Consider the following 15,808-nt stretch of genomic DNA (forward strand, 5'->3'; position numbering starts at 1 on the left):
TCAGCGCAACTATAACACATCAGTGGGTGCTATTCAACAGTCGCAGATTTTCACGCGTGGAAGTCGCTGAAGGATCCAGAGCGAGGACGTGCTGCCAGCAGCGGCGGGCCTCCTCGACGCGGCCCACCGAGTAGTAGGCGGCCCCCAGATTATTGAGCGCGGCGGCATACGAACCATTCAACGACAACGCCTTCTGAAACGCCTCAATCGCCTGCTCGGAGCGCCCTGACTTCAGGTAGGCTCCCCCGAGGTTGTTGTACACCTTCGGGTTGTTCGGATTGATCGACAGCGCTTGCTGATGCGCCGCGATGGCCTCCTCGAATCGCTCCAGATGATCGTAGGCCGTTCCGAGATTATCGTACGCCTGATCAAATGACGGGTTGACGCGAACCGCCTCCTGAAATTCCTTCACGGCCGCCTCGAGTTTGCCCTGATCCAGATACAGGCTTCCGAGCTCGTTATGAGCCCGGAAGCTTTTTTCCGGCGCGCTTTCGATGGTGAGTCGAAAGAATCGCTCCGGATCGCCCCAGATGGCATTCTGCTGCATCGTCACCCATCCATAGCCGCACAGCACCAGCGCATACAGGCCCAGGGCGAGCCGCCGCATCACCTGCTGTATCGATGGGCGAAGCGAATTGATCCAATCGGCGGCTCCCCCGACGACGGCCAGAAACAGACCGATGCTCGGCAGAAACATCCAGTGGATGGCCATGGTGGCATTGATCGGAATCAGATTCGCTGAAGGTAGCAGGCTGACGAAAAACCAGGCAAGACCAAACGCAACCAGGCGCGACCGCCGCCTGGCCCACCAGCCAATGGCTGCCACGGCAGCCAGGGCGACCACTGACAAGAACGTGCGCGGCTCAAACAGGCTGACCGCAAATGGCACGTGCTTTTCCACCAGCACCTGCTGCGGGACCATCAGCAATCCGATCAGCCTCACGAACGCTTCGCCGCTGGTGAGCAAGCGGATCCACAACGGAGGCGCTTGGACGATGGCAGCACTCGGAAAGTGCAGCACCGACAGGCGCAGCGCGCCATAGATGGCGAGGGCCACCCAAAACGGCGCGGTCATGCGCTGAGAGCCGATTCGCGTCACCGCCAGCACGGTCATCAAGAACAAAGGGAAAATGACCGCGAGTTCTTTTGACAGCAAGGCCAACACATACGAACTCACGGAGGCCGCCATGAGCCGCCAGCGAAGCCATGATGCCTGCGGCGTTCGCGACGCCAACATGACCAGGATGAGCGAGAGCAGCATCAGCGCCGTCGCTTGGATATCGGCCCGTCCGGCAATGTAGGCGACCTGTGCCCCCATCACCGGATGGATCAAAAACAACGCGCTGATGAGGAAGGCGATCCCGCGGCGCTGAAAGACCACGGTGATCATCACGAACACCAGGAAGGCGCAGATCACGTGGAAGGCGATGCTCGTGAGATGATAGCCGAGCGGATTGGTCTTCCAGATGGCGTACTCCGCCATCAGCACGAGGGATTGCAGCGGCCGGTAGAAATTGCTCACCCCGCCAGTGCTGTAATACAGATGATGGGTGAACAGGTCCGGCAGGAAGTGGAAACCCTTGATGAAGTAATTATTGACGATCAGGTAGGGATCATCCCACAGGAAAGGATTGCGCAGGATGTTGCGATAGACGATCGCGCCGAGGATGAGGAGGAGGCACGCGACGCCAAGCCATGCGCGCGAGGAAGCGTCGGGTAACACCCCTGAGGGATGCGTCGCTGGAACTGGGTGCGGCTGGTGAGCGAGGTGCTCGCGGCGTTTCGCTTCACCCATCCGCGTTGCTAGAACCAGCCGCGCTTTTTCTTTTTTTCCTGTGCTGCGTGGGGGGATGTCGCCGCCGGTGCCGAGGGGGGCGCGGGCGGTACAACCACGGCCGAAGGTGGCGGCGGGGTTGCTGGCGGTGGCGTGACCGCTTCAGGATTCACAGGAACCGGTGGTGCCGCCGGCGGAGCTGGCGGTGTGGGAGTTTGACTCGGATCAATCACCTTGCCGCTCGTTTCAGTGCCGGAAAACTCGTAATCCATCGGCTTGCCTTTGGCCGGGGCCTCGCTGATCACCCCCTGAAGGCTGCCGCCGCGGAACTCCCCGTGCAACCGCACGATGCCAAGCTTCTCATCCGAGAGGGTCGTGTCCCACACCGGGGTCTGGGCATTCGGAAACGTCAGCGAATAATTAGAATTGGCATAGCCGGCTTTTGTCAATCGCTCGGAGACCACGCCCCATTTCGTAAACGTCAGCGTGTCCTTCTGGGATCTGCCTTTCGACTCCGACGGGGACTGCATGTCGACCGTCCAGACGGTCCCATCGAGCTGGGCTCGCACATTCTTTTCCATCTGCTGCGCATCGGCTGCCATCGCCGCTGATGCCCTCGCCATCCCGACCACTATTGCAAGCGCCATCCATCGACCCGCGACGTTCCGCCCCATTGCGTTTCCTCCTGATAGATTCAGGTTGCGGTCCATGTACATGTTGTTGCCAGTATACCACAAGGCCAAAGCCGACAACAGATCACTCCGGCGGGGTCCCGGCGAAATCAACGTCGGTCTCATCGCGGTCTTTCACCGTCACCTTCGCCCCGGTCGGGTTGAAGCTCACCGCCCGCAGCTTGACGGCAGCCCCGAGCGTGGTCTCGCGCTTGAGCTCGTAGGTCGGCGTGACTTGGTAGGTGCCAGGGCTGACACCCTTGAGCAAGTAATACCCCTTCGCATCCGTCTTAGCGTGTTGCAGGGTCGTGCCGAAGGCCGAGAGGGTGACGGTGGCGTCCCGAAGTGGTAGGCCGGTGGAATAATCCTGGATGTATCCTGAGATCGAGACGCTCATTTCGCGGACCGTGACCTCAAGCGTTTCCGTGGTGATCAGAGCCCCGTCGGTCGCCTTCAGACTGATGGTGTAATGGCCTGATTGGTCAAACCGCGGCGACCAGGTGAGGAGCCCGGTCCGATCGGATCGGTCTTCGAAGGCCGCGCCATCCGGCAGAGGTTTCGCGGAGAGATACACCGCGTCTTCATCAGCATCAACGGCGCGCACCGCCAGTTTCAGGCTGCGCCCTTCATCCACGGTCTGGGGCTTGATGGGATCGAACACCGGGGCCCGGTTTTGCGTGTCGTTGACCGTGATGGTGATTTTGGCCGTGGCGCACAGCGGCTCGGGGTCGCAGACCTCCACGCGCACCCGGTCATACACCGTCTTCGGCTCGGCCAGGGTGGCAATCTTGGGGCCGGGGCTGCCGCTGATCGTGCAGGTGGCGCTGTCGAACTTCGTCCACGGCGGAAGCCCTGAGACTTTGCAGATCAAGGGGTCGTCTTCGGGATCGCTGGTCACAAACCTCGCCGTCAGCGGCTCGGCTTCATCGACCGTCTGATCGCCGGGCGAGTCGATCTGCGGCGGGCTGTTATGATCGGTGACCGTCACCGCCCACGGACTTTTCGTGCAGAGGGGTTCGGGATCGCAGATGCTGAAGACCACGTCATAATCTTTCCTGGGGGATTTCTTCGAGCATTCCTGCGGGCCGGGAATGCCGTGCAGCTCGCCGGTCTTCTCATCAAGATGCAGCCACTCGGGCAGCCTCAGCGCGGTGTAGCGCAAGGGATCGCGCGCCCCGTCCGGATCCTTGGCGCGGATCGCCAGGGAGACCGGCTGCAGCTCCTTCAGCGTCAAGGGAGCGAGCGGTTCAACGACGGGCGGGCGGCTCGGGTTGGACAGTTTCACGATCACCGGATGGGAGCTGGCCATGTTCTTGGCGCGGTCAAAGGCGCGGGCCACGAGCGAGCAGCGGACGTTCGGCAGCGTCGTCGAATCCCATGACACCACATAGGGAGCCGTGGTGGCCTCTCCCACCGCTTCCCCATTCACCAGAAATCTGACAGCGGCGATGCCGATGATGTCGCCGGCCTGCGCCTCCAAGGCGACCACGCCGCCGATCGCCGAGCCCTCCGCCGGGCTGCTCCACGCAACGCTCGGCGGCGTGTTATCGACGGTCACGGAGCATCGCGACGACAGCGCGGTCCCCGAGGCTCTGTTGCGAGCCCGGGCCGTCAAGACGTAGGGCCCGTCGGCTGCTCGGCGCGTGTCCCACTCCACGCGGTACGGCGGCAGCGCGTCAGCCCCGAGCACCTCGCCGTCAGCTAGGACGGTGACATGATCAATGGCCTCCGCGGTGTTGACGCGCACGGCGATGGTGACGACGCCTTTGAGCGCGTCGCCTTGGCGCGGTTCGGTGATCGTGAGGGAGGGCTCTTCGGCCTCGGCGGGGACGGTCAGGCACGCCCCGGTCGCCGTCAACAGCAGCACCATGGGGAGAACGCGATGAGGAGGCACGGACTATTGCAGCGGCCGGGCGATGAGCAAATCGCCCTTATGGATGGGCTGCGCGGGGGTGGGCCGGTTCATGATCTGGGCGACGGCAAATCCCTGGCCATCGAGCTCGGTCAACTGCGCCGTCGCCACCGGGTGCTGGTCCTGCGATTCGAGCGCAATCGTCGCCCCCTGCTTCGCCCAATTCGCCCCGGGGAGTGCGAGCACGAGAAAATCGTCTTCCTCATTCACCTGGAACACCTTAACCTCGGTCCGGCCGCCGGAGGGCTCGGCGATCGGCGGCGTATCGCCCGATGACGGCTGCCCCACCACCACCTGGGGCGGCTCACCGCTTAGCACCTCGCCGGGGCTCGTGCCCTGCTGCAAAAGCGACACGACTGATTCCGCCTGCTTCAACTGATTTTCGCGCTGCTCAAGCTGCTTCGCCAGCTGCTCGCGGAAATTCCGATTCTGCTCCTGATCCTTCACCCGATCGCCGAGCTCGGCGCTGATCTTCGTGAGCATCTCATGCGCTTCGGAGAGCTCCCGTTGCAGCCGCTCGACCCGCTGCTCCATGCCCTGCTTCTCAATGGTCGCTTGCCGCTGATCCTCCTGCGTCTTGGTATCGAATTGCTTCAGCTGCGCGCTCACGCGCTCCAAGTCGCGCGAGATCGTGTCTTTGTCCGTCTGCAGCTGCATGATCTGCCGCTGTTGGGACGACGTGGTGTCCTGCAGCTTCGTGTAGTCGGCCTTGATGTAGCGGAGGCCTTTAAGCTCTTCCGACATCTCATCGGCCGCCTGCTTGGCGATGCGCAGCCGCTCGGTCAGATTCGCCTGATCTTCCTGCCGTTCGCTGACGACCTTTTTCAGATCCGCCAACTCCGTTTCCCGGGCTTTCAGCGTCTGCTCAAGCACTTGCGCCTTCACCGCGCTACTCGACTGCGCGCCATCCAGCTCCGCCAAGCGCCGCTGCGCTTCCACGAGCTGGGTATCGCGCTCCTTCAAGCGCTCCTCCACCATCTCGCGGAATTTCTGGGCCTCGTCCCGGCCGGCTTCATAGGCGTGGAGTTTTTCCGCCGCGCCCGCCATCGCCACCTCGAGCCTCGCCTTCGCCTTTTGCAATTCAGCCGTCTGGGACGAGAGGAGCTGCTCCCGGTCCCGCAATCTGGCCAGCTCATCCTCGCTCTGATGGAGCAGCCCCTCGCGCTTGGCAAAGCTCTCGCGCGTGGTGGCCAGCTCGAAATCGCGCTCTTTCAGCAGGGAGGTTTTCTCCTCAAGCTCCTTGGTGAGCTGCTCCTGGTTCTTGCTCCCCGTCAAGAGCGCTTCCTGCAGCTTGGCGATCGACTGCTGATTCTGCGCATCGAGCTGCGCCGACGCATCTTTCAGCGCGGCCAACTGCTGCGTGAGATCCGCGTTGGCGGCCCGCGTTTTGGCCAGTTGCTGCGTGAGCTGCTCGACCTGGGTTTGGAGTGCCGACGTGGTTTGCGCGGCGCGCTGATCCGCTGTTTGCTGCTCCTGTTGGGCGGCCGCATACTGCTGCTGCAGCGCCGTGTACGCCTCATCAAGCTTCTTCAGCTGCCCTTCGCGATCCGTCAAGCGCTGCGTCGTTGTTGCCAGCTGATCCTGAAGGCCTTTGACGGCCTTCCCGGCTTCGACCAGCTGCTGCTGCGCCGCCTGCTGAGTCGTGGTGACTGCCGCCAAGCGCTGGGCCAGGTCATCCTTCTGCTGCCGCACGGCGGCCGCCTGATCCTGGAGGGCGGCTCTGGCCTTCTGCTCCGTCGCCAGTTCCTTGTTGGCGCGTTCGATCTGTCCCTGCGCGCCCTCGAGCTGCTGCGAGAGCGTCTTGCCGTGGTCCTGCAGCGCATCCCGGTCCTTCGCCAACTGCTGTGTGAGCTCCTGCGCCTTGCTCAGCGAGCGTTTCACCGCCTCGAAATCATTGCGTTTCACCGTCGCCTGAGCCAATTCCGCTTTCGTGTTGTTCAGCGTGTTCGTCAGCTGGAGCGCCTGATCGTTGAGGGCCCGGTTGCGGGCATCCGCCTCGCTCAACTGCGCGTGGAGCTTCCGCTGCTCGCCCTGCAGATCGGTATACTGCCCATCGAGGGTGGCGTGCAAATCCCGCAGTTGCTGCATCTGCTCATCGCGCTGCCCCATGCGCTCTTTGAGCGCGGCGAGGTCGTCTTGGAGCACCACATTGGCTTTGCCGCGCACCTCCAGCTCATCGAGCAACGCCCGCTGCTGCTGCTGCAGCTCGCTCATGCGATCGACGAGGCCCTCGTAGGTCTTCTTCGCATCGGCGAGCTGCTGCGACATCCCCTCGCGGGCTGTCCGCTCGCTCGCCAACTGCGTTTGCAGCCCGGCGGTGTCTTTGGCCGAGGCCGCCAGCTGCTGTTTCACCGCTGACAGCTCGGTGGCCGTCTGGGCTTTCTCCTCGGCGAGCGACTTCAGGTTGCGCTCCGCCGTCGTGATCACCCGCTGCAGCCGCTCGATCTCATTGCGATCCACCTTCAACCGACCGATGTCCGCCTTGGCTTTCTCCAACTGGTCCTGCGCCTGGGCCACCTGCTGCGAGAGCGACGCGTTCTCATCCTGAAGCTGCTGCGCGCGCGAAGAGGTGCGGGCGAGCTTCTCATTCGTCGCCTGAAGATCGGCGCGGAGGCGCTCGAGATCTTTGCCCAGCCGCGCTTGGGTGTCTTCGGCGAGCTGCTTGGCCGATGTCAATGCTGAGGTCGTTTTCGCCAGCGCGTCTTCGCGCCCCGCCAATTGGTCGCGGGCTGTTTTCAGCGCGCCGGCTGTCTCCTGAGACGTGGCGCGGACCGCGGCCAACGCCTCCGTCGCCGCGGTGAGCTGCCGCTCAAGATCCTCGGCGCTCGCGCGCGACTGGACCAGATGGGCCGCCGCTTGCTCGAGCTCCTGGGTCTTGCCGTCAAGCGACTTCTGCAGCAGCTGCTGCTGGGACTGCAGCGATTGGAGTTGCTCTTGCTGTTGATCCCGCTGAGCGGCGATGGCCGCCAGCTGCTCCTCGGCGGTCCCCACGGCGCGCTTGAGGCGATCGACCTCGCGGCCGCGCTCTTCCAGGGTCGTCGTCAACTGGCGCAGAGCATCATAGACGGATCCTTCCACTGCGCCATCCGGAGCCGCTGATGCGGCGGCCGCCGTGTCATTCGACCGCTCGGCTTGCCCTGCCGGAGGGAACCACGCCGCGAAGAGCGCGCCGGCAAGCAGGCATCCAAGCACAACCATGACCATCGATCGGTGACGCGTGAGCATGAGGGGACCTTTGTTAGTGATGACCCTGCGGTGTCGTTGGAGCCTCTGTGGCGATCCCAAGCGGCATCGCCGCCGTGGCCGTTGCCGGCAGGCGCACTGTCTTGCCGCTGGTCTCCGCCCCTGAGAAGGAAAAATCTTGGTGGGCTTCTCCGCCGGCGCGCTTGCTGAACACCCCGCGGATGGCATTGCGCTGCAGCTCAGCGTGCCAAAACACGATCCCAGCGGCCTCGCTGCGCATCATGGATTCCCACACCAGCGCCTCGCCTTCCCCAAAGCTCAACGTATACTTGCTCGCCGCAAACCCCTCTGCGGCGAGCCGCTCCGAGGCCACCTTGCCGTCGTCGAACATGAGGATGTCTTTCTGGGAGGGCGCTGGCGATGCCGGCCTAAGCGGGGTGACGTCGATCCGCCATCGCGTGCCGCCAAGCTGCGCGTTCAGGTGATCCAGCGGAGAATCCGGCGCAGCCATCGGCGTCGGTGAAATCACAGGCTGCGCCGCCACTGGAACCGTCGGCTCGTCCGCGGCGTAAACTGGCAGCGCACTAGAGAACCACAGAAGGGCCGCAGCAACACCGCTTACCCTAGCAGAGATCGTGGATCGTGGATCGTGGATCGTGGAAGAACCAGCACCTTCAAATCCACCATCCACCATCCACCATCCATGATCCATTACTCCAGCCGCTCTTTCGCTTCCCACGCTCTCCATGACGCAATGTACTGCTGCGCCCAGTTGGCTTGCGCCCCCTCGGGGCTGAGGACGAGATACTGCCGCAGCAGCGTGGTGGCCCGCCCGCGATCCGGCAGGAGCTCGTCATAAATCACCCCCAGATAGTAATCGGAGTCGGCGTCATCGGGCTTCAGCTCGATCGCCTTCTGAAACTCGGCGGCCGCGCGGGGGAAATCCCGGCGCTTCGAAAACATGACCCCCATATTATAGTGGGTGTCGCCCAAGTCTTTGATCAGGCGCTCATGCTCGCGCGTCAAATCCGCCAGGTCGCCGGGCAGGCGCTCCACCTTCCTCTTGAGCGTCTTATTGTCGGATAAAAGCTGCGCATAGCGCTCCTGCAGCGGCTCGTAGCGCTGTTTCAGCTTGGCGAAATCCTGCTGGATGCTCGCGCGCTCCTTCGCCACCTGATCCAGCGTGCGGGAATTTTTCGCCAGCGACGCCTCAAGCTGCTTGCGCTTTTTTTCCGCGTCGGCCAGCTGCTGCTTGAGGCGTTTTTCTTCGGTGCGCTTTTGGACCCGATCCTGCAGCGCTACCACCGACTGCTGCAGGGCGGCCCGCTCGTTGATGAGAAACTCCCGGTCCTTCACCAGCTCCTGCTGCTGCGTTTCCAGCGGGCCCAACCGATGCAGGAGGGCCAGCCGCTCGGCTTCTGATCCGCGGAACATGTCTTCGAAGAGCTGCCGCTGCGTGTCGGCATCCTGCTGAGCCTGCGCCATGTGCTTGACCTGGGCCACGAGATTATCCCGATCGGTCGCCACGAGCTGCAAATTCTTCGTCAGCTGGGCCTGCTCCGCCTGGAACTGATTCAATTGCTCCTGCGTGAGCACCTCATGTTTTTTCAAGTCGAGCTGTTCGGAGCGCAGGCGGCGCAATTCGCCCATCAGGCGCCAGGCGGTATGGCCGGCCGCCACGATGGCCAGCCCGATCACGATGACGACGCCCACCTCTCGCCATGTGGTGTTCCCGCGGCGTTCGGTCATCGGCGGCGCGGCTCCGCGCGCGAGGGCTGCTTGGACAGCACCGGAGCGTAGTCGCGGTACTCCAGCACGCGCCCCGACTCATCGCCGGTCACCAGCTTCTCGCCTCCCAGGATGTGCGGGGTGATGAAGACCACGAGCTCGGTCAGCGTTTTGCTGTGATTGGCCTGCTTGAAGAGGATGTCGCCGATGATGGGGATGTGGCCCAGCCAGGGGATCTGCTCATCCGTGTTCTTTATTTCCTCTTTCCGCAGGCCGCCGAGGACCACCGTCGTGCCGTCCGCCACCATCACATTCGTTTCGGCGGTAGAGGTATCCACGATGGGGATTTTGTTGTTGCTCGGCGTGGTGAGCGTGCGGACGACGCTGGAGACCTCCGGCTTGATTTTCATCGTCACAAACCCGTCTTGATTGATGGTCGGGGTGACCGCCAGCTGGATCCCCACATCGATAAACTGCACGTCCTCCGCCGTCGTCGACGTGGTCTGGCCGGTCGTGGTCGTGCTCGTGATATACGCTTCGCGAGTGCCCACGTGGATCTTGGCTTCCTGGTTCTCCGTCACCATCAGGCGCGGATTGGAAATAATCTGCGTTTTGCCGAGGGTTTGCAGATAGCGGAACAATTCATAGCCTGTGGTGTTGATGGTGGTAAAGGCGAGCTTGCCCAGATTCGCTCGGGTCGGAGCCTTGGTGCCCGTCGGACCGGTTCCGGTGCTGCTGCTTAACCCCAACAGCGCGTTCAGGTCCATCCGAGTCACGGAGGGAACTTCGCTCGGCGGGGTGCCGCTCACCGCTGAGCGAAAATCTCCTTTCTTATCCACGCCGTGAAATTTAATATTGGTGAAGACCTGGTCCCAATCGACACCGGTGATATGGTCGTCATTGTACTGCACTTTCACGATTTTCGAGTCGATGAGCACCTCGCGGGTCTTGCGATCGATCATGCGGATGAGCGCTTCCAGCTCATCCATGCGATCCGGCAGGGTCTTCAGGATGACCTGATTGCTGCGCTCATCGGCCTTCACGAAGCCCAGCTTATTGGCCTCGAGCTGGTCCTTGAGCCGCTCCTCGACGTCCTTCGCCTTCGCGTACTTCAAATCGATCACCCGGGTCATGCCGCCCTTCTCCAGTGTGGCGAGGGCCAGCTCCATCTTCTGCAGCGTCTGCGGCGTGTCCATGACCATGACGGTCCCGGTGTCTTCATCGACGAGCAGGCGGCCGACTTCGCTCTTTAAGGTATCCAGGAGGTTGAAGGCCTGCTGGGGGATGGCATATTGCAATCGGAAGGTCCGCACCTGGCGCAGGTCGGCGAATTTCTTGCCGTACAGCGCGCGATATTCCTCCTCGGTCATGATGTTGTACACATCGCCCTGCCGGTCATACGCGAGGCTATTGCTGCGCAGGATCAGCTCGAAGACATCGCGGATCGGCACATCGGTCAAAAACAGATTCACGCGTCCGGAGACGTTTTTGCTGATGGCGATGTTCAGGCCGCCTTTGGACGCCAGGTATTTCAGCGCATCGGTGGCGTCGGTGGAGCGCAAGTCCAGGGAGACGCGCTCATTCATGCCCAAGAGGGACGTCTGGGCGGGGGCTGGCTCCGCCGGCAAGGCGGCCACTTCCACCGGCTGGTCATCCGCCGCGCCCGCGCGCACCCACGTCAGCCATAAGAACGTGGCGCTGATCAGCGACGCAGCGCCCACAATCCTCCACGGGGAAATCTGTCGCTTACTGGCCATTATTTGAGGACGATTTCTTCGCCTTCATAGGAGACCACCACGCCGCGCTGGTCGATGGCACGCACGGTCAGGCCGTTGATTTGATCGCCGACTTTCACGAAATAGGTGCGCTTCTCTTCGCTGTGCTCGATGAGCGCTTCTGGCGAGGCCCCGCGGTTGATGCCGACGACGGACAGCACCCCGGTCAGCTGGGTGAGCTTATTTTTCACTTCCTCATCGGAGCGCCCCCCGCTTGAGCGAGCGCTCAGCGCAAACGGGTTGCGCAGGGCGAGCGCTTCCCGGTACTCCGAAAGCTCCTTGAGGCGGTCCCCCTCGGGGTTCGGCGATTGCGCCGCGGAGGATTCCGGCCCCACCGCGGGAGAATGCGAGGCGATCACCGGCGGATGCCGCTCGGTCAGCCATACGCTCCAGACCACGTACGCGCCCAACAGGATCAAGGCGACCCAGAGGAGCCGCTCGATAAGCCGAAGCCGAGCGAGCAGCGCATCGCTGGTCGCGCGCTGCGGCAACGGCCAGGCCCAGCGGCGCGCCTGGGCCAGTTGCGCCTTCAGCTGCTCCGTCATCCGCTCAACATACCGGCCGCCGCGCTGAGGCGGCTGAGGCGTAGCGGGGGCTGTTGAGCCTTCAATCATACGGAGGAGCTGCTCTTCTGCAGTCTCCTTACTGGGAACCATCCCGCCTCCAATTCCTGCTGCACCAAATCATCCACCAGCTCGCCATCCACGACGCGCCGTTTCTGCATGACGAGCGTCCGCAGCGCCTTGTGCGCCATCATCGCAATGCGCCGCGGGTAGCCGTCCGAATACTCGAAAATCGCCTCAACTGCCTCGTCAGTAAACAGGGTCAGCGGCGAGCGGTAGCCGGCCTCTTGCAGCCGAAAATGAATCATCTCGCGCGTCTGCTCAAGCGACAGCGGCGAGAGCTCGCACCGAAAGCTGATCCGGTCCATGAGATTGCGCATCCCCGTCACCAGGGGCAGCAGCTCCATCTGCCCCATGAGGACCAGCTGCAGCAATTTCACCTCATTGGTTTCATAGTTGAGCAGGATGCGCAAGGCTTCCAATGACAGCGCATTGAGCTTGTGCGCCTCGTCGATGATGAGCACGACGGTCTGCCGCTCGCCGACGCTTTTGTGCAAGAGAAACCGTTCTAGCACTTCGCGGTAGTCCACCAGCGTGGGTGCGGCCGCCGTCATGCTGACCCCCAGCGTGCGGATGAGGGCGCTGAAAAACAGATCCTCCGACGGATAGGTGGGATCGAGCACCATGTGAAAGATGAAGCCCTCGCGATCCCGCAGCATTTGGATCAGCTTGCGGCCCAAGGTGGTCTTGCCGGTCCCCACATCGCCTAGCACGATGCTCAGGCCCCGTTTGAGCCGAAACTCGATGAGGAGATTGGCCAGGGCGGCGCGATGCTTATCGGATTGGTAGAAGAAGGCAGGATCAGGACTTGTGGAAAACGGTTCTTTCTCGAGCCCAATGACGCGGTAGTAGCTCATAAGTGCTTGATCTTACGTTTACTTGTAACAAAATTATGCACCCTTGTCAACCTTTGCTCATCGGCAGCCCCACCCCCAAGATGATCAACCACGCCGCGATCCCGGCCATGATGAGCCGATAGGTCCGGTCGGTGCAATACGCCTTGCCTTTTTCAACCGACAACGCGATGCCCCACGACCACGACACATCCGCCGCGGCATGACCGAGCAAGACGGCCGCAAGGCCCCGCCATCCGGCGAGCATCCCCTGGACGAGCACCGCCGCCCCGATCGTCGCCCACCACACGATAAACCCCGGGCTGACGATGCTAAACACCGCCCCCCCGAGCCACGGTCCGCCGTGAAAGGCGACGGCCGCCTGATGCCGCAGCGAAAAATGCGGCAGCTGCGTGAGGATCATAGCGCCCATGACGATCAACCCGATCGCCCCCACCCACACCATGATGGCGCGGAACGTGGATGAGACCAGCAGCTGCCGGCACCCGAGGAGAATCAGCGCGACGAAGCACAGCTCGAGCAGCAAATGGCCGACGGCCACCTTCACCCCGGTCCACCGCCCCGCATGCAGCGCTTCAGAGACGGTGTGGAGAAACAGCGGTCCAGGCAGCATGGCGCCTGAGAGGCCCGTGGTGAACCCGACACCAAAGAGAATGAGTAAACCCATCACTCAGTCGAAAATGCCTCGATCCGCTTTGGCCCAGGTGGAGGGCGCGAAGTGTTCGTTGTAGGCCAACTCCGCCGTCCGGCCTTTGGAGAGCGCTTCAAGAAACGCGAGCCACCGCCCTCGGCCGTAGCGCTTCACCAGCTCCTCAACGACGACGCTCGCCTCCACATACGCATGCGCGATATCCTCGGTGCTCGAGGGCTGCTGAAAATGCCGATCCAGCCATTTCAACGGAATCCACTGGGCGCGTTCCCTGATCCGCCGCTCGATCCGGTCGCGCTCCGGGCTGCTCAACAAGCCCCGCTCCATCGCCTGGGCAAACCCTTCATGGACCCAGGTCGGCAGCCGGCGGCCGTACAATTCTTGAAGGAACGCATGCGTCAGCTCGTGCATGATGAGGTCGGGAACGTAGGGGGCATCCAAGTCTTCGGCGCTGAGCCGAATCCGGCCGTCATAAAATCCGACGGCCCAGTCGCGCTGGTAATAGGTGCGGTGCAAATCTCCCCGGCTATACACCAGGACGGTCAGGTGCGGGGGGGCGTCCCCGAAGACCTCGCTGAGCCGAAGATGCGCCTTCTCCAGCGTCGCCACGAGGGCCTCGCGATCGAACGATTCGTTGGGGGCCGCGCGAATCACGAAATGCGGCGATTCGCTATTGGCGAATGTGCGTTCGATGAGCTGATCGCGCTGGGCTTGGGCGATCCGCTCCACGACGCTGCGCCAGGCGGCCTCGGGGATCTTCCCTTGCGCCTGCTGCCAGGCGGCGATCGCCTCGGAGAATCGGCTCATGCGGAAATACAAGATGTCCCCCAGGCGGACCCAGGCTTTCCCGTTCTTGGCCTGCAGCTCGACGGCCTCCTCGAGCAGATCGACCGCCTCCTGCGGCTTGCCCTGCTGGTCCACCCCCAGCGACCAATCGGTCAAGATGCTGGACAGGTTCTCCTTGACGTGGGCGTCGCGGGGAGCCATCGCCAGCGCTTGGCGAAGATAGTCCGCGGCAATTTCGAAATCCCCGCTTTGCGCCGCCGTGACCCCAAGGTTGTTCAACCGGGAGACTTTCGCAGGCAGCGAGGATGGAGAGGAGTCTTCGAGGGCCCACGCCGCGGCGGCAACGCCGCCCAGGACGACCATCGTCCATAGGCTAAGGCGTCGCACGGTGCGGCCTCTACGACGCCGTTGGAAAGGCAGGATTGAGCGGAATCGCGAAGAGAAAACGGGAGCCCTGCTTGCCGTCGCTTTCAGCCCAAATGCGGCCTTGATGCAGCTCGACGATTTCCTTGGCAATGACCAGCCCCAGGCCCGTGCCGCTCATGTCGCTGCCGGCGCGCTCGCCGCCGACTTGCTGGAATTTGCTGAAGAGCTTCGGCAGATCCTCAGGGGTAATGCCGATGCCGGTGTCAGCGACGCTGACTTCCAGCATCCGCTCCTCAGGAATGAGCTTCACTTCGATCGTCACCCGCCCCTGGTTCGGCGTGAACTTAATCGCGTTGCCCACGAGATTCGTGAGCACCTGGGTCATGCGGTTGGGGTCGCACACCACATTCGGCAAGCCCTCCGGCACGCGGCGCACCAGGCTGATGGCCTTCGTGCCCGCCCACGGCTCGAGCGACTCGGCCACCTGTGCGACGATCGCGCTTATCGACGCCGTCTCGGGGCGCAGCGCCATTTTCCTGGCTTCCAGCTTCGAAAGATCCAGCAGATCGTTGATCAGGGTATTGAGGCGATCCAGGTTGCGCTGGATGATGCCGGCGAAGTTCTGCTGCTCGCCATTGAGCGGGCCGGCCACCTGATCCGTCAGGATGGAGAGGGCGTGGCGCATGGCCACGAGCGGCGTGCGCAGCTCATGGCTGACCGTGGAGACGAAATCAGATTTGAGCTGCTCGATCTCCCGCTGCTTCGTCACGTCGCTGAGCATCGCCAGCATCCCCACCGTCTTGCCGTTTTCATCGGTGATCATGGCATGGCTCGCGCGCAGGACCCGCTTGGTGCTCTCCTGCTTGGCGTCGAGCACGATCTCCTGCGCGCCGTCGTTGCGGTTGCCCTGCACGAGCGAGAGCAGCTGCTCATCGCCGAGGCCCTCTTGCAGCGGCCGGCCGATCCGGTCTTTCTGCCGCACCGACAGCAGCCGCTCGGCCGCCGAGTTCATCATCACCACATCGCCCTTATTGTTGATGACGACGAGCCCCTCCGCGATGCTCTCCAGCACGGCGCTGGTTTGCTTCTTCTCCTGCAGCGTCTCCTGATACTTGCGCTGGAGGGCCGAGGCGGTCCGCTTGGTTTCCTCCAGCTGACGGCCGTAGTGGTGGGTCAGGTCGCGCTTAACGGTTCCCACATGATCGTCCATCGCCCGCTGCACGATGTCGGTCACAGTCCGGGCCACGCGCTGGCGCTGTTGGGATGAGCCGGGCAATTGCTTCAGCTGCTCGAGAATCACCGGGGCGAGCTGGGTGGGAGGCAGCGTGGCCGAGGAGGCGGCTCCTCCCCCGGAGCGCTCCCCCTCGCCCTCAAACTGCTCTCGGCTGCTCCGCTGGGAATAGCGGTAGAGGAGCACGCCGATCACCAAGGCGATGGCGGCCACACCGGCAACGATGAAGGTCAGCGACACTTCACTCGTGGGCACT

At 63.0% G+C, this 15,808-nt stretch carries 12 protein-coding genes; all 12 read right to left on the reverse strand.

What is annotated here, in order from left to right; translation table 11 throughout:
- Positions 1 to 19: 19 nt before the first annotated feature.
- Positions 20 to 1,795, reverse strand: coding sequence for a tetratricopeptide repeat protein (locus HY737_05895; protein MBI4597915.1), 1,776 nt, complete (start codon positions 1,793 to 1,795; stop codon positions 20 to 22).
- Between the two features lie 8 nt (positions 1,796 to 1,803).
- On the reverse strand, positions 1,804 to 2,448 hold the full coding sequence (locus tag HY737_05900) for a hypothetical protein (GenBank protein ID MBI4597916.1): 645 nt from the start codon (positions 2,446 to 2,448) through the stop codon (positions 1,804 to 1,806).
- An 82-nt stretch (positions 2,449 to 2,530) separates the two neighbouring features.
- Positions 2,531 to 4,339 (reverse strand): carboxypeptidase regulatory-like domain-containing protein, encoded by a 1,809-nt coding sequence (locus HY737_05905; GenBank protein ID MBI4597917.1) that lies wholly within the window; start codon positions 4,337 to 4,339, stop codon positions 2,531 to 2,533.
- A gap of 3 nt (positions 4,340 to 4,342) precedes the next feature.
- Positions 4,343 to 7,561 (reverse strand): hypothetical protein, encoded by a 3,219-nt coding sequence (locus HY737_05910; protein MBI4597918.1) that lies wholly within the window; start codon positions 7,559 to 7,561, stop codon positions 4,343 to 4,345.
- Positions 7,562 to 7,595: 34 nt separating this feature from the next.
- Positions 7,596 to 8,069 (reverse strand): hypothetical protein, encoded by a 474-nt coding sequence (locus tag HY737_05915; protein MBI4597919.1) that lies wholly within the window; start codon positions 8,067 to 8,069, stop codon positions 7,596 to 7,598.
- A 182-nt stretch (positions 8,070 to 8,251) separates the two neighbouring features.
- Complete coding sequence (locus HY737_05920) at positions 8,252 to 9,289, reverse strand: hypothetical protein (GenBank protein ID MBI4597920.1); 1,038 nt, start codon at positions 9,287 to 9,289, stop codon at positions 8,252 to 8,254.
- Entirely contained in the window at positions 9,286 to 11,025 is a 1,740-nt protein-coding gene (locus HY737_05925) for a hypothetical protein (protein ID MBI4597921.1), read from the reverse strand. The genes HY737_05920 and HY737_05925 overlap by 4 nt, the downstream gene beginning before the upstream one ends.
- Entirely contained in the window at positions 11,025 to 11,657 is a 633-nt protein-coding gene (locus tag HY737_05930; GenBank protein MBI4597922.1) for a hypothetical protein, read from the reverse strand. The genes HY737_05925 and HY737_05930 overlap by 1 nt, the downstream gene beginning before the upstream one ends.
- A complete protein-coding gene (locus HY737_05935) occupies positions 11,654 to 12,523 on the reverse strand; it encodes an AAA family ATPase (protein ID MBI4597923.1) in 870 nt (289 codons plus the stop codon). The genes HY737_05930 and HY737_05935 overlap by 4 nt, the downstream gene beginning before the upstream one ends.
- A gap of 46 nt (positions 12,524 to 12,569) precedes the next feature.
- Positions 12,570 to 13,187 (reverse strand): LysE family transporter, encoded by a 618-nt coding sequence (locus HY737_05940; GenBank protein MBI4597924.1) that lies wholly within the window; start codon positions 13,185 to 13,187, stop codon positions 12,570 to 12,572.
- 3 nt (positions 13,188 to 13,190) lie between these two features.
- Complete coding sequence (locus tag HY737_05945; GenBank protein MBI4597925.1) at positions 13,191 to 14,342, reverse strand: tetratricopeptide repeat protein; 1,152 nt, start codon at positions 14,340 to 14,342, stop codon at positions 13,191 to 13,193.
- A gap of 10 nt (positions 14,343 to 14,352) precedes the next feature.
- Entirely contained in the window at positions 14,353 to 15,807 is a 1,455-nt protein-coding gene (locus HY737_05950; GenBank protein MBI4597926.1) for a PAS domain-containing protein, read from the reverse strand.
- Between the last annotated feature and the right edge of the window lies 1 nt (position 15,808).

This window comes from Candidatus Omnitrophota bacterium (assembly GCA_016209275.1).
Taxonomy (GTDB): Bacteria; Omnitrophota; Gorgyraeia; order Aquiviventales; family Aquiviventaceae; genus JACQWM01.

Coding starts and splice junctions, on each gene's coding strand:
- HY737_05925 (MBI4597921.1), bottom strand. CDS start 11,025: ATGGCCAGTAAGCGACAGATTTCCCCGTGGAGGATTGTGGGCGCTGCG.
- HY737_05910 (MBI4597918.1), bottom strand. CDS start 7,561: ATGGTCATGGTTGTGCTTGGATGCCTGCTTGCCGGCGCGCTCTTCGCG.
- HY737_05895 (MBI4597915.1), bottom strand. CDS start 1,795: ATGGGTGAAGCGAAACGCCGCGAGCACCTCGCTCACCAGCCGCACCCA.
- HY737_05920 (MBI4597920.1), bottom strand. CDS start 9,289: ATGACCGAACGCCGCGGGAACACCACATGGCGAGAGGTGGGCGTCGTC.
- HY737_05900 (MBI4597916.1), bottom strand. CDS start 2,448: ATGGGGCGGAACGTCGCGGGTCGATGGATGGCGCTTGCAATAGTGGTC.
- HY737_05940 (MBI4597924.1), bottom strand. CDS start 13,187: ATGGGTTTACTCATTCTCTTTGGTGTCGGGTTCACCACGGGCCTCTCA.
- HY737_05930 (MBI4597922.1), bottom strand. CDS start 11,657: ATGATTGAAGGCTCAACAGCCCCCGCTACGCCTCAGCCGCCTCAGCGC.
- HY737_05935 (MBI4597923.1), bottom strand. CDS start 12,523: ATGAGCTACTACCGCGTCATTGGGCTCGAGAAAGAACCGTTTTCCACA.